At 68.1% G+C, this 21,428-nt stretch carries 23 protein-coding genes, 2 tRNA genes and 1 other RNA gene; 14 read left to right on the top strand and 12 right to left on the bottom strand.

Annotated elements, in window-relative coordinates:
- Positions 1-161: 161 nt before the first annotated feature.
- Together L3N39_RS12115 and L3N39_RS12110 are read right to left on the bottom strand one after the other, a co-directional pair.
- On the bottom strand, positions 162-2,321 hold the full coding sequence (locus L3N39_RS12115) for a methyl-accepting chemotaxis protein (protein ID WP_250646551.1): 2,160 nt from the start codon (positions 2,319-2,321) through the stop codon (positions 162-164).
- A 194-nt stretch (positions 2,322-2,515) separates the two neighbouring features.
- Positions 2,516-3,265, bottom strand: a complete 750-nt coding sequence (locus L3N39_RS12110) for a spermidine synthase (protein WP_237257588.1) — start codon at positions 3,263-3,265, stop codon at positions 2,516-2,518.
- 109 nt (positions 3,266-3,374) lie between these two features.
- Here L3N39_RS12110 and L3N39_RS12105 point away from each other — a divergent pair, with 109 nt between their 5' ends.
- Positions 3,375-4,724 carry a class II 3-deoxy-7-phosphoheptulonate synthase gene (locus L3N39_RS12105; RefSeq protein ID WP_237257587.1) on the top strand — a complete coding sequence of 450 codons (1,350 nt, stop codon included), beginning with the start codon at positions 3,375-3,377 and terminating at the stop codon, positions 4,722-4,724.
- 122 nt (positions 4,725-4,846) lie between these two features.
- On the opposite strand, the gene efp is transcribed toward L3N39_RS12105, so the two are convergent.
- From efp to ffs, 3 genes are all read right to left on the bottom strand, one after another.
- The gene (gene efp / locus L3N39_RS12100) at positions 4,847-5,413 is read right to left on the bottom strand and encodes an elongation factor P (protein ID WP_041105737.1); all 567 of its coding nucleotides are present in this window, start codon (positions 5,411-5,413) and stop codon (positions 4,847-4,849) included.
- A gap of 43 nt (positions 5,414-5,456) precedes the next feature.
- The gene (earP, locus tag L3N39_RS12095; protein WP_237257586.1) at positions 5,457-6,596 is read right to left on the bottom strand and encodes an elongation factor P maturation arginine rhamnosyltransferase EarP; all 1,140 of its coding nucleotides are present in this window, start codon (positions 6,594-6,596) and stop codon (positions 5,457-5,459) included.
- Between the two features lie 133 nt (positions 6,597-6,729).
- Positions 6,730-6,826, bottom strand: an RNA gene (gene ffs, locus L3N39_RS12090) — signal recognition particle sRNA small type.
- Positions 6,827-7,087: 261 nt separating this feature from the next.
- Here ffs and L3N39_RS12085 point away from each other — a divergent pair.
- The 3 genes from L3N39_RS12085 to L3N39_RS12075 all read left to right on the top strand — a co-directional run bounded on the left by L3N39_RS12085 (position 7,088) and on the right by L3N39_RS12075 (position 9,698).
- On the top strand, positions 7,088-8,074 hold the full coding sequence (locus L3N39_RS12085; protein ID WP_237257585.1) for an NAD(P)/FAD-dependent oxidoreductase: 987 nt from the start codon (positions 7,088-7,090) through the stop codon (positions 8,072-8,074).
- Positions 8,075-8,188: 114 nt separating this feature from the next.
- A complete protein-coding gene (locus tag L3N39_RS12080) occupies positions 8,189-9,004 on the top strand; it encodes a motility protein A (RefSeq protein ID WP_237257584.1) in 816 nt (271 codons plus the stop codon).
- A 1-nt stretch (position 9,005) separates the two neighbouring features.
- Positions 9,006-9,698, top strand: a complete 693-nt coding sequence (locus L3N39_RS12075) for an OmpA/MotB family protein (RefSeq protein WP_237257583.1) — start codon at positions 9,006-9,008, stop codon at positions 9,696-9,698.
- A 7-nt stretch (positions 9,699-9,705) separates the two neighbouring features.
- Here the strand turns inward: L3N39_RS12075 and L3N39_RS12070 are convergent, their stop codons facing one another.
- Entirely contained in the window at positions 9,706-10,635 is a 930-nt protein-coding gene (locus L3N39_RS12070; protein ID WP_237257582.1) for a ZIP family metal transporter, read from the bottom strand.
- A gap of 227 nt (positions 10,636-10,862) precedes the next feature.
- Here L3N39_RS12070 and L3N39_RS12065 point away from each other — a divergent pair, with 227 nt between their 5' ends.
- The 7 genes from L3N39_RS12065 to L3N39_RS12035 all read left to right on the top strand — a co-directional run bounded on the left by L3N39_RS12065 (position 10,863) and on the right by L3N39_RS12035 (position 17,587).
- A complete protein-coding gene (locus L3N39_RS12065; protein WP_237257832.1) occupies positions 10,863-12,011 on the top strand; it encodes an efflux RND transporter periplasmic adaptor subunit in 1,149 nt (382 codons plus the stop codon).
- A gap of 2 nt (positions 12,012-12,013) precedes the next feature.
- Complete coding sequence (locus tag L3N39_RS12060; protein ID WP_237257581.1) at positions 12,014-13,234, top strand: ABC transporter permease; 1,221 nt, start codon at positions 12,014-12,016, stop codon at positions 13,232-13,234.
- Entirely contained in the window at positions 13,227-13,955 is a 729-nt protein-coding gene (locus L3N39_RS12055) for an ABC transporter ATP-binding protein (RefSeq protein ID WP_237257580.1), read from the top strand. Before L3N39_RS12060 ends, L3N39_RS12055 begins: the two co-directional genes overlap by 8 nt.
- 118 nt (positions 13,956-14,073) lie before the next feature.
- The gene (locus L3N39_RS12050; RefSeq protein ID WP_237257579.1) at positions 14,074-14,937 is read left to right on the top strand and encodes an MBL fold metallo-hydrolase; all 864 of its coding nucleotides are present in this window, start codon (positions 14,074-14,076) and stop codon (positions 14,935-14,937) included.
- A gap of 47 nt (positions 14,938-14,984) precedes the next feature.
- On the top strand, positions 14,985-16,778 hold the full coding sequence (locus L3N39_RS12045; RefSeq protein WP_237257578.1) for a SulP family inorganic anion transporter: 1,794 nt from the start codon (positions 14,985-14,987) through the stop codon (positions 16,776-16,778).
- Positions 16,762-17,142, top strand: coding sequence for a rhodanese-like domain-containing protein (locus tag L3N39_RS12040; protein WP_237257577.1), 381 nt, complete (start codon positions 16,762-16,764; stop codon positions 17,140-17,142). Before L3N39_RS12045 ends, L3N39_RS12040 begins: the two co-directional genes overlap by 17 nt.
- Before the next feature lie 19 nt (positions 17,143-17,161).
- Positions 17,162-17,587, top strand: a complete 426-nt coding sequence (locus L3N39_RS12035) for a DUF2141 domain-containing protein (protein ID WP_237257576.1) — start codon at positions 17,162-17,164, stop codon at positions 17,585-17,587.
- Between the two features lie 44 nt (positions 17,588-17,631).
- Here L3N39_RS12035 and L3N39_RS12030 read toward each other — a convergent pair whose 3' ends face one another.
- The 4 genes from L3N39_RS12030 to L3N39_RS12015 are packed head-to-tail and all read right to left on the bottom strand — an operon-like array spanning position 17,632 to position 19,012.
- Positions 17,632-17,823: a YgaP family membrane protein gene (locus L3N39_RS12030; protein ID WP_237257575.1), complete on the bottom strand. Its 192-nt coding sequence runs from the start codon at positions 17,821-17,823 to the stop codon at positions 17,632-17,634.
- 15 nt (positions 17,824-17,838) lie between these two features.
- Positions 17,839-18,258, bottom strand: coding sequence for a YeeE/YedE family protein (locus tag L3N39_RS12025; protein WP_237257574.1), 420 nt, complete (start codon positions 18,256-18,258; stop codon positions 17,839-17,841).
- 2 nt (positions 18,259-18,260) lie between these two features.
- A complete protein-coding gene (locus L3N39_RS12020; RefSeq protein WP_237257573.1) occupies positions 18,261-18,695 on the bottom strand; it encodes a YeeE/YedE family protein in 435 nt (144 codons plus the stop codon).
- A complete protein-coding gene (locus L3N39_RS12015; RefSeq protein WP_237257572.1) occupies positions 18,692-19,012 on the bottom strand; it encodes an ArsR/SmtB family transcription factor in 321 nt (106 codons plus the stop codon). The genes L3N39_RS12020 and L3N39_RS12015 overlap by 4 nt, the downstream gene beginning before the upstream one ends.
- 162 nt (positions 19,013-19,174) lie before the next feature.
- Here L3N39_RS12015 and L3N39_RS12010 point away from each other — a divergent pair, with 162 nt between their 5' ends.
- Entirely contained in the window at positions 19,175-19,450 is a 276-nt protein-coding gene (locus tag L3N39_RS12010; RefSeq protein WP_237257571.1) for a metal-sensing transcriptional repressor, read from the top strand.
- Positions 19,451-19,568: 118 nt separating this feature from the next.
- Here L3N39_RS12010 and L3N39_RS12005 read toward each other — a convergent pair.
- Both L3N39_RS12005 and L3N39_RS12000 read right to left on the bottom strand, forming a co-directional pair.
- Positions 19,569-19,644, bottom strand: a tRNA-Gly gene (locus tag L3N39_RS12005).
- A 5-nt stretch (positions 19,645-19,649) separates the two neighbouring features.
- Positions 19,650-19,725 (bottom strand) — tRNA-Glu (locus tag L3N39_RS12000).
- Positions 19,726-19,948: 223 nt separating this feature from the next.
- Here L3N39_RS12000 and L3N39_RS11995 point away from each other — a divergent pair.
- A complete protein-coding gene (locus tag L3N39_RS11995; protein ID WP_237257570.1) occupies positions 19,949-20,716 on the top strand; it encodes a hypothetical protein in 768 nt (255 codons plus the stop codon).
- Positions 20,717-20,750: 34 nt separating this feature from the next.
- On the top strand, positions 20,751-21,428 hold the full coding sequence (locus L3N39_RS11990; protein ID WP_237257569.1) for a glutathione S-transferase family protein: 678 nt from the start codon (positions 20,751-20,753) through the stop codon (positions 21,426-21,428).

Below are 21,428 nucleotides of genomic sequence, written 5' to 3'. Positions count from 1 at the left end.
AACGCAGGCTGGGTTTCAGCCGGCGCGTACTATACCGGAATAAACGCGGGCCTGTGCGGTATTTTGCATAAGCGCGGGCCAACGGCCGCCGGGCTCGCAGCGCGGGGCACCGAGCGGGCGGCCTTGGCCTCGGCCACCCGCGCGCCTGGCGGCAGCGACGCTCAGCCGAGCGAGCCACGCAGGTCGGCCGGCCGCCCCTCGTTGGCGGCGCTGACGCGGAAGCGCCCGACCAACTGCTGCAGCTTGCCGGCGGTATGCCGGACACGCTCGGCGCTGTCCTGCAGCACACCGAGGGTCTGGCCCATCTCGCCCGAGGCCTGGTCGACGCCGCGGATGGTCTGGCCGTAGTGCAGGCTGCGCTCGTTGAGCTGCTTGATGATCTCGAACATGCGCTCGACAGCCTGGTGCAGGTGGAGGTTTTCCGACGTCGCCTCCTCGGTCAGCCTGAGGCTGGCGTCGACATCGCGCACGCCGCCTTCCATGAACGACACCGCCTGGCGGGTCTCGGCCTGCAGGCTCTCGACCTTGCGACGAATATCCTCGGCGGCGCCGGCGGTGCGCTGTGCCAGCGAGCGCACCTCGCCGGCGACCACCGCGAAGCCGCGCCCGTGCTCGCCGGCACGGGCCGCCTCGATGGCCGCGTTGAGCGCCAGCAGGTTGGTCTGGGTGGTGATGTCGCTGATCAGCCCGACAATCTCGTCGATCTCGGACATGCGGCTGTCGAGCTGCTGGACGCTGCGCGCCGAACGCGACACCACGTCGCGGATCGACTCGGTGCCCTGGCGCACCGTCTCGAAGCGCTCGCGGGCGCGCGCGACCACCTCGTCCATCGCCGCCTTCATCTGCTCGGCGGTCATCGAGGCCTGCTGGATCTCGCCCAGCTGCTGCTCGACCAGCACCAGCAGCTGATGAATGCAATCGGCCACCTCGCGCGTGGTCTGCCCCGCCTCGCCGCTGCGCCGCAGCATCAGCTCGTTGTCCTGGCGCACATGCTGCGACACGTGGATCACCTCGCCGACCACCGTGTCCAGGCTGTCGACGAAGCTGTTCAGCCAGCGCCCCAGCTCGGCGCTCTCGTCGCGCGGCATGCGCTGGGTGTCGACACGCTGGCGCAAGTTGCCCTCGCCTTCGGCGAGCGTGCGGATCACCCCGGTCAGCGCCTGCATGCGTGCGGCCAGCCGGCGCGGGCCGCAGGCGGCGAACAGCGTGGCGCCGGCGGCCAGCAGCAGCGCCTCGAGCAGGACCAGCGCCGGTTCCGGCAGGCCACTGAAGGTGCGCAGCAGCGTGCCGAGGCAGAACAGCGTGGTGACCGTCGCCAGGTAGGTACGCATCAGCCCGACCGACAGCGAGCGGCGCCGGTAGACCTCCTGCAAATCGGCCTCGCACATCATGCCCCAGCGGTCGGGCGAGCCGGCCAGCTGGAAGGTCACGCCCTTGCCGACCACCGGGATGTGACGGTAGTCCGCGTAGCCGGGATAGCTGACGAAGAGGTTGTCGCCCTGGGCGATGGTCTCGCGCACCCCCGGGTGCAACTGGCCGGTGGCCGGGTCGGTGAAGCGCAGCTCCAGCTCGGTGTGCGCCTGCACGCGCACCGTGCCCCAGCGTGTATGCACGCCGCTCTTCAGGTTCTCGCCGTGGCTGAAGGTGGCGTCCTCGAAGCGCGAGCGCGACAAGGCGGTGCCCGGCAGGATGCCGCGGTCGAAGCGCGACTCGACCATGAACAGGTAGTTGTCGCCGGACTCGGGATAGATGTGCCCGGCCTCGCGCTGGATCAGGTCGCCGAGCACGTCGTTGGGCACCCGTGCGCAGAGGCAGCCGAGCACCCGCCCGCCGGCTTCGAGCGGCTGGTAGAACATCAGCGTGACGCTGTCGTGGAAGCGCGAAGTGGTCGGCCCCAGCCGCAGCGTCACCGGGTCGCGGTAGGGGCCGTGCAGGAATGGCCGCCGCAGCCCTTCGGCCAGTGCGCGCGGATCGACCCGCTGGCCCACCTGCGCCGCGCAGGTCGAGGCGATCACGCAACCAGCGGGGTCGACCAGGAACAGCTCGGCGATGTCCGGCAACTGAGCGCGCTTGCCTTCGAGGGTCGCGGCGTCGGCGCGGATGGCCTCCTCGCCCAGGCCTGCCACCATATCGGCCAGGTGCTGCCAGTGGGCGGCGACCCAATGGTCGAGCAGCCGCACGCGGGTCTCGGCGATGCCTGCGAAGACGTTTTCGACGGTCGGATAGACGCCACGGTTCAGCCAGCAGGACCAGCCCAGCGCAAGCTTGCCGGTCTGGCCGAACCAGGGCAGCCAGCGTCGCTCGCCGGCCGAAAGATGCATGCGTTCGCTTTTGAGTGAGGGCACGGGCAGCTCCTTGTCGCCGTAGAATGCAGAGCTGGCACTTTGCAATTAGCCGGCCACAATCCCAGCGCAGCCGCTCTACGGCGCCGCTTCCCGCGCAAACGGCAGAGCGCGCACCGAAAGCGTGCGCCAGGCGCACCAAGCCTTCGAGGCGAGCCCCAGGCTGGTGCGCCTCAGCTTGCCGGGCGCAGGACGTCGAGCAGCGCCTGCAGCGAATAGCCCAGCCGCGGCGCCAGCGCCTCGACGCGCGCCTGCAGGCATTCCCGGTCGAGGGTCTGCTGCAGGTCGGCCGGCACCAGCAGCACCACGTTGCCCTCGGCGACCGGGCACTCCCAGTAATGGCGATGGAACAGCCCGCGCAGGAGCGCCGCGCCGAGCGGCTTGTTCTCCGAGGTGCCCCACTGGTTGATCACCAGCCAGCCGCCGGGATTGAGCTTGGCCTGGCAGCGGCGCAGGAAGTCCCAAGCCAGGTGCGCGGCGGCAGGCCCGCTGTCGGTGTAGAGATCGAGGAAGACCAGGTCCGCCGTTTCCGCGCTGTCGAGCAGCTGCTGCGCATCGCCGATGCGGATGTACAGCCGCGGGTCGTCGGCCAGGCCCAGGTGGGCCCGCGCCAGCTCGACCACCGCCGGGCGCAGCTCGATCGCCTCGACATCCTCCAGCGGCAGGTACTTCAGGCAGGCCTGGGTCAGGCTGCCGGCGCCCAGGCCGAGGAACAGCGCAGTCTCCGGTGCCTCGTGGGCCAGCGCGCCGAGCAGCATGGCACGGGTGTAGTCATATTCCAGCCAGGCCGGATCGGCACTGAACACGCAGCTCTGCTCGACCTCGGCGCCGAACTCGAGAAAGCGGTAGTCGCCCACCTCAAGCACGCGGATCAGCCCATATTCGTCGGTCACCTCGGCCAGCAGCCGTTCTTCTCTGTGCATCTGCGCCCTCCTCGAGACGGCGCATCTTAGCAAGCGATAGGTATCGGCTATCAGCGAGCGCCGGGCCGTTGCGTTAACATCCCCCGCATTCTTCTGACCCGGAACGACCATGAACACTTCCTGGAGCCCGTCCAGCTGGCGCGAAAAGCCCATCGAGCAACAACCCGAATACCCCGACGCCGCCCACCTGGCGCGCGTCGAGCAGAACCTGGCCGCACTGCCGCCGCTGGTGTTCGCCGGCGAGGCCCGCGAGTTGCGCCGGCAGTTCGCCGAGGTCACCCAGGGCCGCGCCTTCCTGCTACAGGGCGGCGACTGCGCCGAAAGCTTCGCCGAGTTCTCCGCGATGAAGATCCGCGACACCTTCAAGGTGCTGCTGCAGATGGCCATCGTCATGACCTTCGCCGCCGGCTGCCCGGTGGTGAAGGTCGGGCGCATGGCCGGCCAGTTCGCCAAGCCGCGCTCGGCCGGCAGCGAGACCATCGACGGCGTGAGCCTGCCGGCCTACCGCGGCGACATCGTCAATGGCATCGGCTTCGACAGCACCAGCCGCGTGCCGGACCCCGAGCGCCTGCTGCAGGCCTACCACCAGTCCACTGCCACGCTGAACCTGCTGCGCGCCTTCGCCCAGGGCGGCTTCGCCGACCTGCACCAGGTCCACCAGTGGAACCTGGACTTCATCGCCAACTCGCTGCTGGCCGAGAAGTACCACCAGCTCGGCGCGCGCATCGACGAAACCCTGCGCTTCATGCGCGCCTGCGGCCTGGACAGCGCACCGCAACTGCGCGAGACCAGCTTCTTCACCGCCCACGAGGCGCTGCTACTGAACTACGAAGAGGCCTTCGTGCGCCAGGACAGCCTCACCGGCCACTACTACGACTGCTCGGCGCACATGCTCTGGATCGGCGACCGCACCCGCCAGGTCGACGGCGCGCACGTCGAGTTCCTGCGCGGCGTGGGCAACCCGATCGGCGTCAAGGTGGGGCCGAGCATCGCCAGCGATGAACTGATCCGCCTGATCGATATCCTCAACCCGGACAACGACTCCGGCCGCCTGAACCTGATCGTGCGCATGGGTGCGGACAAGGTCGAGGAGCATCTGCCACGGCTGATCCGCGCGGTGCAGAACGAGGGCCGCCAGGTACTCTGGAGCTCGGACCCGATGCATGGCAACACCATGAAGGCCTCCAGTGGCTACAAGACGCGCGATTTCGAGCGCATCCTCGCCGAGGTGCGGCAGTTCTTCGAGGTGCATCGCGCCGAGGGCAGCTACCCGGGCGGCATCCATATCGAGATGACCGGGCAGAACGTCACCGAGTGCATCGGCGGCTCGCGCCCGGTGACCGAGGCCGGCCTCAGCGATCGCTACCACACCCACTGCGACCCGCGGCTCAACGCCGACCAGTCGCTCGAACTGGCGTTCATGATCGCCGAGACGCTCAAGCAGCTGCGCGCCGCCTGAGCCCAATCGCCCCGCCCGGCCTGCGGCTGGACGGGGCAACAGCCGCCAGGAGGTGCCTGGCGAGCAGGCAAGAAAAAGCCCGGCACGATGGCCGGGCTTCTTGCGTCTCGAGCGCTCGGTCTTCAGACCTTGGCGCGGGACTTGTACTCGCCGGTGCGGGTATCGATCTCGATGTAGTCGCCGATGTCGCAGAACTCGGCCACCTTCAGCTCGTAGCCGTTGTTCAGCTTGGCGGTCTTCATCACCTTGCCCGAGGTGTCGCCGCGCACGGCCGGCTCGGTGTAGGCAATCTGGCGCACGATGCTGGTCGGCATTTCGACGGAGATCACGCGGTCGTTGTAGAACACCGCTTCGCAGACGTCCTGCATGCCGTCTTCGACGAAGTTCAGCGCGTCACCGAGGTCTTCCTTCTCGATCTCGTACTGGTTGAACTCGGTGTCCATGAACACGTACATCGGGTCGGCGAAGTAGGAGTAGGTCACTTCCTTGCGCTCGAGGATGACCGGCTCGAACTTGTCGTCGGCCTTGTACACGGTTTCGGTGGCCTGGCCGTTGAGCAGGTTCTTCAGCTTCATCTTGACCACGGCAGCGTTGCGGCCGGACTTGTTGAATTCGGCCTTCTGGATGACCCAGGGTTCGCCGTTGATCAGGGCCACTTGGCCGGCACGAAACTCTTGTGCGGTTTTCATACGAATATCCGAAGAAGATGGGAGACAAAAAACAGGCCGCACATCATAGCCAATCGCTGTAGAAGAACACCAGTTTTCCGGCCAGGTCGCCATTGGCCACCTGCTTGCCCGTCCACTGCTCGGCATGGCCGAGCAGCTCGTCGCAGTGCTCCAGCAGGCCACGCCACGCCTCGGCGCTACCCGCGCCACCGTTCCAGGCACGCCAGAACCCGCGCAGCGCCTGTTCGGCCGGCGGCGTCAGGCCGTGGCAGTAGAGGTCGAGGAAGGCCTCGAGCTTGACCCAGTGGGCATCGTCCTCCTGCGGATAGATGTGCCAGACCAGCGGTCGCCCCGCCCACTGCGCGCGGATGAACGACTCCTCGCCGCGTACCGCATTGAAATCGCAGCACCAGAGCAGTTGGTCGTATTCCTCCTGGGTCATGAAGCGCACCACATCGAGCGTCAGCGCGCCGCGCACGAAGCGCTGGCCGGCGGCCGGCTTCGCCTCGCCGAGCCAGGCGGCGACATCGGCCAGCACCCGCCCCTCCGGTACCAGCAGCTGGTTGGGCCGCGCGTCCTCGGCCAGCGCATCCAGCCAGCCGGCCACCGCGGCGTTCTCGTAGGCGAACAGCGACAACAGCCGCGCACCGGCTACCCGGCTGGCGCCGAGGCTGGCGAGGAACGCCTCGGCGTCCTGGCCGCCGCTGCGGAACGCGTCGCGCCGGGCGAGCAGGTCAGCCTCGCGGATCAGGCCGCCGGTGGTCGCTTCGAAGCCGGGGAAGAAGAAATACTTCTGCAGCCCGCCGGACTGCAGCGACGGCAGCGCATGGCAGCCGACGATCCAGTCCTCGGCGCTCAGGTATTCGAGGTTCAGCCAGAGGATGCGCCGGCCACTGGCGGCCATGGCATTGATGTACGGCTGCGGCAGGTTGCAGGCGAAGGCCTCGATGACCACGTCGGCCGGCTCGGCAGCGCACCATGGCTGCGACCAGTGGCGGATCTCCACGCCCTGCTGCCACTGCTGCGCCACCTCGGCGCTGGCGCCGGGACACAGGCGTGCGAAGGTCTCCAGGTCATCCACCCACAGCCGCACCCGCTGGCCGTATTCGGCGACCAGCTGCCGCGCCAGGCGCCAGGTCACGCCGATATCGCCGTAGTTGTCCACCACGACGCAGAAGATGTCCCAGCTGGCCTTTACCGACACGAGTCGCTCCTGATGCCACGCGCCAGGCGTGCAGTCTGAAAGGGGCGTAAGGATATGCGAACAGCTCACCGGCCGACAAAGACCGATGAATGCAAAGAAGAAGGGGTAATTCGAGAAGGCGTTATGGAGGTGACCCCACCAGCCACACCCCGGCACACAATGTCACCGCTGCGGCTGCTCCCTTCCGGGCCTGACCGGGTTCACGGCTGATCGTTGCGGGGGGACCGGCAGGGCCACCATAACGAACCCGCCTTGCGGCGAGCGGCGCCATTGTACCGGCTTGGCTTCAACTTACAACCTCTGCTTGCAGCCGCCGGCATGCGCTGCGGCACACTTCGGCAGAGCGGCCGTTGGGCTGTTTATACCATCGCCCCCTAGGCAAGGACGGGCGGTCTGTTCGAGGATGAGCATCAGGCTCGTACAGCGGTCATATATTGATGCTAGCGCCGCGCATTCATCCGTACGCAGCGTCACCAGCGAAGAGGTAATTCATGAGCAAGGCTCCCATCGCCATCATCGGTACCGGCATCGCCGGGCTGTCGGCCGCCCGGCTTCTGCATGACTCAGGCCAGGCGGTGCAGTTGTTCGACAAGAGCCGTGGCAGCGGCGGCCGCATGGGCAGCAAGAGCGCCGAGGGCACGACCTTCGAACTGGGCGCCCAGTATTTCACCGCGCGCGACCGCCGCTTCACCGACGTCATCCAGCAATGGCAGGCCGAGGGCTGGGCCAGCCCCTGGTCGCCGCGCCTGTACCAGGCGCACGACGGGCAGCTCAGCCCGTCGACCGACGAGCAGCTGCGCTGGGTGGGCGTTCCGCGGATGAGCGCCATCACCCGCGGCCTGCTCGGCGAGCTGCCGGTCACCTTCGGCTGCCGTATCACCGAGGCCTTCCGCGGCGAGGAGAACTGGACGCTGGTCGATGCCAACGGCACCAGCCACGGGCCGTTCAGCCAGGTCATCGTCGCCACCCCGGCGCCCCAGGCGAGCGCGCTGCTGGCGGGTGTACCGAAGCTCGCCGCGGTGGCCGCCAGCGTGGCGATGGAGCCGACCTGGGCGGTCGCCCTGGGCTTCGCCGAGCCGCTGGCCACCGAGGTCGAGGGCTGCTTCGTGCGCGGCGAGGCGCTCGACTGGTTCGCCCGCAATTCGAGCAAGCCCGGCCGCGGGGGCCAGCTGGACACCTGGGTGCTGCATGCCTCCAGCAGCTGGAGCCGCCAGCACCTGGACCAGTCGCGCGAAGCCATCATCGAACAGCTGCACGGCGCCTTTGCCGAGCTGATCGACTGCGTGCTGCCGGCCCCGGCGTTCACCCTCGCCCACCGCTGGCTCTACGCGCGCCCGGCACAGAGCCACGAATGGGGCGTGCTGGCCGATGCCGGCCTGGGCATCTACGCCTGCGGCGACTGGTGCCTGTCGGGCCGGGTCGAAGGTGCCTGGCTGAGTGGCCAGGAAGCCGCGCGGCGCCTGCTCGAACACCTCTGAGGCGGCCCACCCGGGGCAGCCTTCCGCATGGCGCCGGGCTAAAGTTGCCCGGCTGCCGGCCGAATCTCCGGATGATCCCACGCGCCTGCGGGCGCCGTTCGCTCCGGAGCCCTCATGAACCCGTCCACCCTGATCGGCATTCTCGCCAGCGTCGCGCTGCTGGCCGTGGTGATGCTTTTCGCCGCGCGCGACCCGGCGCTGTTCATCGACCTGCCCAGCCTCGGCATCGTGCTGGTCGGCACCCTGGCGGCAACCTTCATCAGCTACCCGCTGCGCGAGGTGATGCGCGTGTTCGGCCTGATCTGGACGGTGCTGCGCAACGAGCGCCTGTACACCCGCCAGGACCTCGAGGAACTGGTGCAGATCTCCCGGCTGTGGATCGGCGGCGACCTGCCGGCGGTGGAGCGGGCGCTGGAGCAGGTCGGCAACCCCTTCCTGCGCACCGGCGTGCAACTGGTCATCGACAACACCCCGGAAGAGGACATCATCGACCTGCTGCAGTGGCGCATCGCCCGCCTGCGCGCCCGCGAAGCCGCCGAGGCGCAGCTGTTCCGTGCCATGGCCAGCTACGCGCCGGCGTTCGGCATGATCGGCACGCTGGTCGGGCTGATCAACCTGATGTTCCTGCTCGGCAGCGGCGACATGGCGGAAATCGGCCGCAGCCTGGCGGTGGCGCTGATGACCACCTTCTACGGCGTACTGCTGGCCAACCTGATCCTCAAGCCGGTCGCGGTGAAGCTCGAGCGGCGCACCGAGCAGCGTGTCGCGCTGATGAACCTGGTGATGCAGGGCGTCTCGATGATGTGCAACAAGCGCAGCCCGGCGTACATGCGCGAGACGCTCAAGTCGTTCATCGCCCACCATGACGACGAGATCCGCGACGGCAAGACCGCGCGCCCGGCCTCTCGTGCACGCACCGAGCAGGCCTGAGATGAACGGATCGGGCAGCGGCGGCGGCCGCTTCGGCAAGTGGCACGTCGAACCGCCACGCGAGGAGGAGCAGGAAGGCTGGCTGCTGACCTACCTGGACACCATCACCCTGCTGCTGGTGATGCTCGTGGTGCTGCTGGCGCTGGCCGGCCAGGGCGAACGGGCGCCGGTGACGGCCGCCAGCGCCGCGGGCGCAGCACCCGTCGCACCCGCCGCCGATGCCGCACCGCTGCAGCCGATCATCGCCGGCATCGCACAGCCGGCGCCGGCCGCGCCGGAGGCGGCGTGGGCGCAGGCGCTGGGCGAGGACATCGAGGTGGTGGTCAACCAGGGCAGCGTCAGCTTTCGCATCAGCAGCGAGCTGCTGTTCGCCTCGGCCGAAGCCGAACTGGCCGATGCCGGCCTGGACGTGCTGGACCGCCTGCTACCGACGCTGGCCGCCGGCGGCCACCGCATCCTGGTCGAAGGCCACACCGATGATGTGCCAATCAGCGGCGCGCGCTTTCCGTCGAACTGGGAATTGTCGGCAGCCCGCGCCAGCAGCGTGGTGCGCTACCTGCAGCTCAACGGCATCGCCGCGACGCGGATGAGCGCCACCGGTTTCGCCGAGACCCGGCCGCTCGGCGACAACGCCACCGCCGACGGGCGGGCGCGCAACCGGCGCGTCGAGCTGGTGATGCAGACCGCGCCCTGAAGCGCGCTCAGCCGAGCGCGGTGTCGAGGAACATCATCACGCCGAAACCGATCATCAGGCCGATGGTCGCCGGCGTCTGGTGGCCGTTGCGGTGGGTCTCCGGGATCACCTCGTGGGAAACCACGAAGATCATCGCCCCGGCCGCCAGGCCGAGGGCCACCGGATAGGCGATTGCGAAGCCGGTGGAAATGCCCATGCCGACCAGCGCCCCGAGCGGCTCCATCAGCCCCGATGCCCCGGCGACCAGTGCCGAGGCCAGCGCCGACAGGCCGACAGCGCGCAGCGCCAGGGCCACGGCCAGCCCTTCGGGAATGTCCTGGATGGAAATCGCGGTGGTCAGCGGCAGGCCGACGCGCATGTCGCCATCGGCGAAGCTCACGCCGATGGCCATGCCTTCGGGCAGGTTGTGCAGGGCGATGGCGAAGACGAACAGCCAGACCCGGTTGATCCGGTCGCAGTCGGGCCCGCAGGGGCCGGTGCTCTCGTGCTCGTGGGGGGTGAAGCGATCCAGCCCGAGCATCAGCAAGGCACCGAGGCCGAGCCCGACCACCACGCTGGCCGCGCCGAGCACGCGGCTGCCGAAGATTTCCTCGCCGGCCGCCAGCCCCGGCAGGATCAGCGAGAAGGATGACGCCGCCAGCATCATGCCGGCGGCGAAGCCGAGCATGCTGTCCTGGGCCCGCTGCGACACGCTGCGCAGGCCGATGGCCAGCAGCGCGCCGAGAGTGGTCGCGGCGAACCCCGCTGTGCCACCGCCGAGGGCGTAGCGCAGATTGCCCTGGTCGCCGTTGTCCAGGGCGTTGTAGCCGCTGGCCAGCAGCAGCACGAGCACTGCCAGCAGCGAGCCGCCGAGCCCGGCCGCGATCCAGGGGCTGGCCTGGGCCTGGGCGATCCAGGCCGAGCGCAGGGTCGAAACGGGACTGGGGGTGTTTGCCATGTCAGACTGCCTTGCGGTGAGCGTTGGCGCTATTGTAGCCGCGGCCCTGCGGGCAATCCGCCTATGGCCCCGATAGACGCGACGCCGCCCTGCTGGGCAGACAGCATGTCGCCATGCCCGCGGTGTACCACCGCCTCGGTTTGACCTTAAGCTTGCGTGTATTCGCGGCGCCGCATCCTCAGGAGTCGTCCCCCTTGCCCCTCGCCAAAGCGCTTCGCCCCGCCTACCTGCTCGTCTCGCTCGTGGTGCTCGCGGTCGCCTGGATCGCCTGGCAGCAGTGGCGCGGCCCGCTGCTGACAGCCTACCAACTGGAGACACGTCCGTTGGTGCAGCGCGTGGTGGCCAGCGGCGAGGTGGACCATCAGTCCATCGCCCTGGTCGGCAGCGAGATCACCGGCGTGGTCGCCGCGCGCCACGTGCGCGAAGGCGATCCGGTGCGCCAGGGCGACCTGCTGATCGAGCTGCGCGACGACGAGCAGCAGGCGCGCCTGCGCGAGGCCGAAGCCGCCCTGCGCCAGCTGGTCGACTCCAGCCGGCCGCAGGCCCAGGCCGCCCTCGCCGATGCGCAGAGCAGCCTCGAGCAGGCACGCCGCGAGCGCCAGCGACGCGAACAGCTGTCGGCGCGCCAGCTGCTCTCGGCCGAAGCCCTGGAGCAGGCACGGCGCGCCGAGGTTTCCGCACGCCTGCTGCGCGACCGCGCGCGCCTGGCTGCGCAGGCCCTGGCCACGGGCGGCAGCGAGGAGCGCATCCTCGAGCAGCGCCTCGAGGCGGCTCGCTCGGCACTGGCGCGCACGCGCATCCATGCCCAGTTCGACGGCATCGTGCAGGCCCGCAACGTCGAGCCCGGCGACCTGGTCCAGCCCGGGCACACGCTGCTGGAGATCAGCCGCGCCGACAGCCGCGAGATCCTCCTGCCGCTGGACGAGAAGAATCTGGCGCCGGTAGCGCTCGGCCAGCAGGCCGCAGTGATCGCCGATGCCTACCCGGCGCGTGCCTTCACCGCGCGGGTGAGCTTCATCGCGCCCAGCGTCGACCCGGGCCGTGGCACCATCGACGTACACTTGGAGCTGCTCGAAGATGCCGTCGAACTGCGCCAGGGCATGACCGTCTCGGTGAACATCGAGACCGGCCGCCGCGAGCAGGCGCTGGTGTTGCCCAACGACGCGCTGCGCCGCCGTGATGGCGCGCAGGCCGACGTGCTGCGCGTGCGCGACGGTCGTGTCGAGCGCACCAGCGTGCGCCTCGGGCTGCTCGGCAGCGCCATGAGCGAAATCGTCGACGGGCTCGATGCCGGCGACCGAGTGCTGGCAGAGGATGCCGAGCCCGGCCAGCGGGTACGCGTGCGCCTGCAACCGCTGCCCTCGCTCGAGCGCTGACGATGCGCCTGGCCGACTCGCTGTGGACCGAATGGCGGATCGCCCTGCGCTTCCTGCTGGACAACCGCATGCAGAGCCTGCTGATCGTGTTCGGCATCGCCGTCGGCTCGGCGGTCATCGTCTTCATCACCGCGCTGATCACCGGCCTGCAGGCCAACGTCATCGAGCGCACCCTGGGCACCCAGGCGCACATCCGCATCCTGCCGCCCGACGAGGTCAACCGCGTGCTGCCCGCCGAACCCGGCAGCCACGATCTGCGCCTGGAGAACCCGCGAGCGCAGCGCCTGCGCTCGATCCTCAACTGGCAGGAGGTGCGCGATGCGCTCGACCAGGACCGCGACGTGCTGGCGGTGTCGCCGGTGATCAGCGGCCCGGCGATCGCCCGCCGCGGCGTGGCGCGCGCCTCGGTAGCGCTGATCGGCATCGACCCGCAGCGCTACCAGCGCATCATCCCGCTGGCCAACGACCTGATCGCCGGCGAATTGCGGGTCGGCGCGGGCGATGCGGTGATCGGCGCCGAACTGGCCGAGGACCTCGGCCTGAGCCTGGGCGACAAGCTGCGCCTGGACGCCGGCGAGGGCCGCGAGGCGGTGGTGGACATCGCCGGCATCTTCCGCCTGGGGGTGCGCGAGTTGGATGAGCGCTACGTCTACCTGGACCTCAAGCAGGCGCAGACGCTGCTCGACCTGCCCGGCGGCGTGACCGTGATCGACACGCGCATCGGCGAGCTGTTCGAGGCCGAGCATATCGCCGCACGGCTGGCGCGCCTGACCGGCCTGCGCGCGGAAAGCTGGATGGCCACCAACGGCCAGCTGCTCAACGCCCTCGCCTCGCAAAGCATGACCACCGAGATGATCCGCGTCTTCGTCGGCATCTCGGTGGCCTTCGGCATCGCCAGCGTGCTGGCCGTCAGCGTGGTGCAGCGCACCCGCGAGATCGGCATCCTGCGCGCCATGGGCAGCCCGCGCGGGCAGATCCTGCGGATATTCCTGTTGCAGGGCGGGTTGCTCGGGCTGGTGGGCTCGGCCTGCGGCGGCGGCGTCGGCTGGGCGCTGGTGCAGGTGTTCAACCTGTTCGGCCCGCGGCTGTTCGTGATTCCCGTGGACCCGACCCTGGTCCCGCTGGCGATGCTGGTGGCCACCGTCACCGGCGTGCTCGCCGCCGCCGCGCCGGCACGCCGGGCGGCACGCTATGACCCGGCCGTGGCGATCCGCTATGTCTGACGTACGCCCCGCCCCACCAACCGACGACGAGGTGCTGCGCCTGGCCGAGGTGCGCAAGTCATTCAACCTCGGCACCGCGTTGGAGACCGAGGTGCTGCACGGCATCGACCTGCGTCTGCAGCGCGGCGAGCTGACCGCGCTGATCGGCCCGTCCGGCTCGGGCAAGAGTACCTTGCTGAACATCATCGGCCTGCTCGACACGCCAACCGCGGGCGAGCTCTACCTGCTCGGCCAGCCGACTCGCGCCGCCGATGACGCGACGCGCACGCACATGCGCAACCAGGCCATCGGCTTCGTCTTCCAGTTCCATCACCTGATTTCCGCCTTCAGCGTGCTGGACAACGTGCTGATGCCGCTGATGATCCGCCAGGGCCGCCCCGGCGCCGAGCAGGTCGAACTGGCCCACAGCCTGCTCGCGGAGGTCGGCCTGGCGCGCTTCGCCGCACAGAAGCCCACCCAGCTGTCCGGCGGCCAGCAACAGCGCGTCGCGATCGCCCGCGCCCTGGTCACCCGCCCGCCCCTGCTGCTGGCCGATGAACCCACCGGCAACCTCGATAGTCGTACGGCGCAGAGCGTGTTCGAGCTGTTTCATCGCATCAACGACCAGTTCGGCTGCGCGGTGCTGGTGGTCACCCATGATCCTCGGCTGGCCGCCGACTGCAGCCGGACTGTCGAATTGGTGGACGGGCGCATTCTCAGCGACAGCCAGATACCGGGCTAATGACCGCGAGCCAGAGCCTTCCAAGCCATTAATAACAAATACGACTAAGCATATAACCAAATATCCGGTTAACATCTGACTCGAAACATACCCCCGCGGGTATCAGGACGAGGTCGCCATGTACGCCCATATCGAAGCCTTCTTCGACACCGCCACCTTCACCTACAGCTACGTGGTGAGCGACCCCCAGACACGCGCCTGCGCCGTGATCGACCCGGTGCTGGACTACGACCCGGCCTCGGGGCGCACCTCGCACCAGAACGCCGACCGGCTGATCGCCTACGTGCGCGAGCAGGGCCTGGAGGTGCAGTGGCTGCTCGAGACCCACGTCCATGCCGACCACCTGAGCGCCGCGGCCTACATCCGCCATCAACTGGGCGGGAAGATCGCCATCGGCGACCAGATCACCCGGGTCCAGCAGACCTTCGGCCGGCTGTTCAATGCCGGCGCGGGCTTTGCCACCGACGGCCGCCAGTTCGATCGCCTGCTGGCCGACGGCGAGACCTTCCGCATCGGTGGACTCCAGGCCATGGCCATCCACACGCCCGGGCACACCCCGGCGTGCATGAGCTACCTGGTCGGCGACGCCGTCTTCGTCGGCGACACCCTGTTCATGCCGGACTACGGTACTGCCCGTTGCGACTTTCCCGGCGGCGACGCACGCACCCTGTACCGTTCGATCCAGCGGCTGTTCCAGCTGCCGGACTTCACCCGCGTGTTCATGTGCCACGACTACAAGGCGCCGGGGCGCGAGGAATTTCTCTACGAGACCACCATCGGCGAGGAACGTCAGCGCAACGTGCATGTGCACGACGGCATCAGCGAGGACGAGTTCGTCGCCATGCGCCACGAGCGCGACGCCAGCCTCGGCATGCCGGCGCTGATCCTGCCGTCGGTGCAGATCAACATGCGCGCCGGCCAGTTGCCGGAGCCGGAGGACAACGGCACCCGCTACCTGAAGATCCCGCTGGACGTGCTCTGAATGGCCACGCCGGCGCCCGTCGGCGCTCCGCAGCGGAGCCAGCGGTGATGCGCGCCAGCCGCCTGTTGCCGTGCCTGACCTGGCTGCGCCGCTATGACCGGAGCACGGCCGGCAAGGACCTGATTGCGGCGCTGATCGTCACCCTGATGCTGATTCCGCAGAGCCTGGCCTACGCCATGCTCGCCGGGCTGCCGCCGGTCTCCGGACTCTACGCCAGCATCCTGCCGTTGCTGGCCTATACGCTGTTCGGCACCAGCCGCACCCTGGCGGTCGGGCCGGTCGCCGTGGTCTCGCTGATGACCGCCACGGCCATCGCCCCGCTGTTCGCCCCGGGCAGCGCCGAACAGGCCGGCGCCGCATTGCTGCTGGCCGCACTCTCCGGCCTGTTCATGCTGCTGATGGCAGCGCTGCGCCTAGGCTTTCTCGCCAACTTCCTCAGCCACCCGGTGACGTCGGGCTTCATCAGCGCCTCGGCCGTACTGATCGCCCTCGGCCAGCTCAAGCACATCCTCGGCATCGCCCTGGAAGGCGACAACGCCCAGACGCTGCTGCGCAACCTGGTCACCGGCCTGCCGCAGCTGCACGGGCCGACCCTCGCGATCGGAGCCACCAGCCTCGGCTTTCTCTACCTGATGCGTCGTTCCGCCTCGAATTGGCTGATGACGCTCGGCATGCGCCGGGAGCTGGCCAGCACCCTGGCACGCATCGGCCCGGTGCTGGCGCTGCTGCTGTCGATCGCTGCCGTCAGCCTGCTGGGGCTGGCCGAGCAAGGCGTCAAGGTGGTCGGCGCGATCCCCGGCGGGTTGCCGCCCTTCAGCCTGCCGACCCTGGACCTGCAGCTTGCCGAGACCCTGCTGCCGGCCTCCGTGCTGATCAGCCTGATCGGCTTCGTCGAATCCGTCTCCGTGGCCCAGACGCTGGCCGCCAAGCGGCGCGAACGCATCGAACCGAACCAGGAACTGGTCGCCCTCGGCAGCGCCAATATCGCTGCGGCATTCAGCGGCGGCTTCCCCGTCACCGGAGGCTTCGCCCGCTCGGTGGTGAACTTCGACGCCGGCGCGCAAACCCCACTCGCTGGGGCGCTGACCGCGATCGGCATCGCCGTGGCCGTGCTGTTCTTCACCCCGCTGTTCCGCAACCTGCCGCATGCGGTGCTGGCGGCGACCATCATCGTCGCAGTGCTCAGCCTGGTCGACCTCGGCGCGCTCAGGCGCACCTGGCGCTATTCGCGCCAGGACGCCAGCGCGATGATCGCCACCATGCTCGGCGTGCTGACCATCGGCGTCGAGGCCGGCATCCTGCTCGGCGTCGGGCTGTCGCTGTTGCTGTTCCTCTGGCGCACCAGCCAACCGCACATCGCCGTGGTCGGCCTGCTGCCCGGCACGCAGCACTTTCGCAATGTCGAACGATTTGCCGTGCAGCAGAGCGAGTCGGTGCTCTCTGTACGCGTCGACGAGAGCCTGTACTTCCCCAACGCCCGCTACCTCGAAGATCGCGTCGCCGCGCTGGTCGAGGCCCGTCCGCGGACGCGCCACCTGGTCCTGATGTGCTCGGGGGTCAACCTCATCGACGCCAGCGCGCTGGAGAGCCTCGAAGCCATCGCCCTGCGCCTGCATGCGGCCTGCATCCAGCTGCACCTGTCGGAGGTCAAGGGACCGGTGATGGATCAACTGCGCCGCGCGTCCTTCCTGCAACACTTCGGCGGCCAGGTATTCATCAGCCAGTACGAGGCGCTGGCCTGCCTGGACCCGGCCAGCACAACCGAATCGCCCGGAACGGCGGGCACGCCCTCGCCCACTCCGGAGCACCACCGAGGAACCCACCATGCGAACCGCCCATGATCTGGTCGAGCAGGCCAGGAGCCGAATCCACGAAGTCACCCTCAACGATGCCCAGGCAGCGATCAACGCGGCCGATGTGGTGATCGACGTCCGCGAGGCCGACGAATACGCTGCCGGGCATATACCCGGCGCCGTGAACATTCCACGTGGCGTGCTGGAATTCAAGCTCACCGGCATGCCGGAACTCGAATCCCGCGACCTGGCTATCTTTATTTATTGCAAGACCAGCGGGCGCGCCGCGCTGGCGGCCGCCTCACTCAAGGACATGGGATACCTGCAGGTTGCCTCGCTGGCCGGCGGCTTCGATGCCTGGTGCGCCGCGCAGATGCCCGTGGCCAGGCCGGCCGGAATCGATTTCGACTGAACGACTGGAACCGCAAGCAATGATGAAACGAGCGATCCTCATGATCGGCGCGCTGGGCGCCATGGCAGCCGGCGCCGGCCAGGCGCAGGAACTCAGGGTGACGCTGCAGGGTGTGGAGCACGAGCGCGGCCAACTGAGCGTCGGGGTCTATGCCGAGCCCAAGACCTTTCGCAAGGAACGCCTGGCCTACGTGACGAAGAAGGTCCCGGCCGCCGCCGGCGAGGTTACGGTGGTGTTCGACGCGCTACCGCCCGGGCGCTACGCGGTCATGGCCTACCACGACGAGAACGGCAACGGCGAACTGGACAGGCGCCTCGGCATGTTCCCCACCGAGGGCTACGCCCTGTCCAACAACCCGAAGGTGATGGGGCCGCCGGGATTCGACGACAGTGCCTTCGAGGTCGGTGCACAAGCGGTGCACATCGACCTGCAGATGCGCTACTGAGTGATGGCAGGGCCGTCGACCGCCTGGTCGACGGCCCTGGACCTTCAGGCCTTGCGTCCGCAGGTGCTGATGCCCAGCAACGAATAGGCAGGGCAAACGCGGAAGATGCCCGTGGCCAGGGGCAGCAGGCCGATCCAGCCCCAAGCCCCGATCACGCCCGTCAGGCTGAGCGCGATCAGCGCCAGTCCGACCAGGATCCGCAGCGTACGATCGACCATTCCGACATTGCTTTTCATGATGACCTCCCCGGGTCAGTGGTTGCGCCGGTGTTCCAGCGCGGAAAACAGCGCCATGCCGCCGAGCATGGCGAACACGAACAGCAGCACTTGCCAGTAGCCGGTCACCAGCAGCGCCAGCGCAGGCCCCGGACAGATGCCGGCGATGCCCCAACCGACCCCGAACAGCAGGCTGCCGCCGATCAGCCGTCCATCCAGCTCGCGCTTGCGCGGCAGCGCCATCGGCGCCCCGAGCAGGCTGCGCTCGCGACGCCTGGCCCAGGTGAACGGCAGAAGCGCCACTCCGATCGCACCAGCCATCACCAGCGCCAGGGACGGGTCCCAGCTACCGGCCAGGTCGAGGAAGCCGACCACCTTGGCCGGATCGGCCATGCCTGACAGCAGCAGGCCGAAACCAAACACCAGGCCGGCGACGAATGCAGTGAGTTTGCGCATGTTCAACCCCCGAAAAGATGACGAAGCGCAAAGACGGTTGCGAAACCGGCCGCCATGAAGGCCAGGGTCGCCGCCAGTGAGCGCGGCGACAGACGCGACAGGCCGCAGACGCCATGCCCACTGGTGCAACCGGAGCCATAGCGGGTACCGATGCCCACCAATAGGCCGGCGACCAGCGTGCCCAGCCAGCCGACCTGGAAGTCCGGTTCGGGCAGTTGCGCAAACAGCACCCATGCCAGCGGCGCGAGCACCAGGCCGAGCACAAACAGGGCCTTCTCCGCCCGCCCCTCGGTGTGGCGCTCCAGCAAGCCACCAAGCAGGCCGCTGATACCGGCGATGCGGCCGTTGAGCAGCACGAACAGCGCCGCCGCGAGCCCGATCAGCGCTCCGCCGGCCAGCGCTGGCCAGGGGGTGAAGCCAGCCCAATCGATGGTCATTTCTCGCCTCCGCAGAACTGTCGATAGAGTGTTTCGATGACTGCCAGCGCCGGCTCGCTGCTGATCCGGTAGTAGATCTGCTTCCCCTCGCGGCGAGTGGCGACCAGCCCCTCGCGACGCAGCACGGCCAGCTGCTGGGACAGTGTCGGCTGGACGATGCCGAGCATCGCCTCCAGTTCGCTGACGTTGCGCTCACCCTGCGAAAGCTGACAGAGCAGCAACAGGCGATCCGGATTGGCCAGCGCCTTGAGCAACTGGCCGGCAGCGGCCGCGTTGGTACGCAGCTGCGCCATGTCGAGTGACGGCGTGGAGGACATCAAACAGTTTCACCAAAAACAATATATTAATATATATATCGTTAGACGCCACGCGTGTCAACGTGGCCATAGCCATCGGCCAGGAGTCTCGTTAGGATGCGCGATGCTAATGACTATCATGCAGGCCACCGCGCCTGCCCTGAATCGCCAGGATGAAGACAGATGAATGACGAGCCCACCAAGCTGCCCGAGCAACAACAGGCAATGCTCAAGCGCCTGGCACGGGTCGAGGGGCAGATCAGGGGCATCCAGGCGATGATCAGGCGCGGCGAGGACTGCGAAGCCATCGCCCAGCAGTTTTCCGCTGCGCGCAGCGCGCTGGAGAAGAGCTATCGGCTGATGCTGACCTGCCTGCTGGAAGAAGCACTGGCCGATGGCGGCCAGGCCACGGACGAAGCTTTGGAGCGCGTGCGCAGCATCTTCACCAAGTACACCTGAGGCCCGGCACGGGCTGCGCCCGGGCGCGAAAGGCACGTTTCAAGCACAGGCGCCAGAAACGAAAAAAGCGACCTTTCGGTCGATTTTTTGTGCCAGTCGTTGGTCGACTGACTGAATTTGGAGCGGGAAACGAGACTCGAACTCGCGACCCCGACCTTGGCAAGGTCGTGCTCTACCAACTGAGCTATTCCCGCAGATTTGGCGTCCCCTAGGGGACTCGAACCCCTGTTACCGCCGTGAAAGGGCGGTGTCCTAGGCCACTAGACGAAGGGGACATTGCCCGGAACCCCTTGAATCATCAAGCGATCCCACTAACTTGCCGCTTCCGCTTCGCGGTTATCGCTGCAAGTGGCGCGCATTCTATGGACGCCCAATCGGACCGTCAACCCCTTGTTTCGAAAAAATTTTTAGCACCGCCCTTCCAGCCGCCAGCGGTATCAGCTTGCCATCCCAGCCTTTACACTCGAAGGCAAAAAGCCCCTCGGCAAGGAGTCACTCGTGTCCCCAGTCATGATTGCAGGGTTGGTCACAGGCGGCGTGCTGCTTCTGTTGGTGATTGTCTACATCAACCAACTGGTCGAGCGAAACCGGCTGGAGAAGGCCAGGTTGAAGGCCGAGCTGAGCGACCGTCGCCAGCGCTGCCAGCAGCTGTCCGACACCTTCCCCGGGCAGCTGATGTCCGCCGAGCTCAAGGCGCTGCTGGCTCGCCTGGAACTCGCCGCCGGCGAGCGCCTGCTCAAGCTGGACAAAGGCAACGAGGCCTTGCGCAACCGTCTCCAGGGCCTGCAGGCCGAGCTGCACAAGGGCGAGCCGATCGAGGTGCGCAACCCGCCAAGGCAGATTCTCAGCGAGGCGCAGGCCAAGGAAACCCGCTTCATGCTCGAGGACCTGCACGCGCAGATCGTGCGCGCAGCCAGGGAAGGCCTGCTGGCCCAGGACGAAGCCCGGCGCTGGGTGCGCGAGGTCCAGCACCTGCTGGTCCGCCTGCATATCGATTACTTCAACGCCCTCGGCAGGCAGGCGCTGCAGCAGAACCTGCCGCAGCGCGCACGGCTGGCGTTCGAGCGTGCCATCAACTACATCCGCAAGCAGCCCTCGCCCGGCGAGTACCAGAGCCAGTTGCGCCAGCTCGAGGCGGCGCTGGCCCACGCCGACGCACTGGTGCTCAAGCACGACAAGCCCCCGGCCGACGAGCCAAGCGTGCTCGCCGAGGGCATGAAGAGCTTCGACGATGACGATCTGTGGAAGAAAAACAATGTCTACTGACCCGCGTGCCTGACGACCAAGGAGAACAACAACGATGTCGCTCACCCTATTCGGCGCCCCGCTCTCGCCCTTCGTGCGCAAGGTTCGCCTCTGCCTGCTGGAGAAGGGCCTGGACTACAACCTGGAAATGGTGATGCCCTTCTCGCCGCCGGAGTGGTACCTGCAGCTCAACCCGCTCGGCCGCATCCCAGCGCTGAAGGACGGCGAATTGAGCCTGGCCGACTCGAGCGTGATCTGCCAGTACCTGGAGGAAAGCCGCCCGCAGGCCACGCCGCTCTATGGCAGCGACGCAGGCGAGCGCGGGCGCATCCGCTGGCTGGAGAAGTACGCCGACTACGAGTTGGCGCCGCTGTGCACCTTCACCGTGTTCCGCAATCGCATCCTCAAGCCCAGCGCCGGCCAGCCCTGCAACGAGCAGGCGGTGCAGGACGCGCTGCTGGACAAGCTGCCGCGGCACTTCGATTATCTGGAGCAGCAGCTCGGCGAGCGGCAGCACTTCGTCGGCGACCGCCTGTCGATGGCCGACATCGCCATCGCCAGCCAGCTGGTCAACATGGAACACGGCGGCGAGGTCCTGGACGACACACGCTGGCCGCGACTCGCCGCCCACTATGCGCGCATGAAGTCCGGCGCGACGCTGGCCAGCCTGCTCCCCGGCGAACAGCGCATGAATGCCAAGCTCATCGAGATGGCCGCAGCAGCCGGCGCCTAA

Origin of the sequence: Pseudomonas oligotrophica, from assembly GCF_021726475.1 — a bacterium.
Classification (GTDB): domain Bacteria; phylum Pseudomonadota; class Gammaproteobacteria; order Pseudomonadales; family Pseudomonadaceae; genus Stutzerimonas; species Stutzerimonas oligotrophica.
This window is presented reverse-complemented; position numbering and strand designations above follow the sequence as displayed.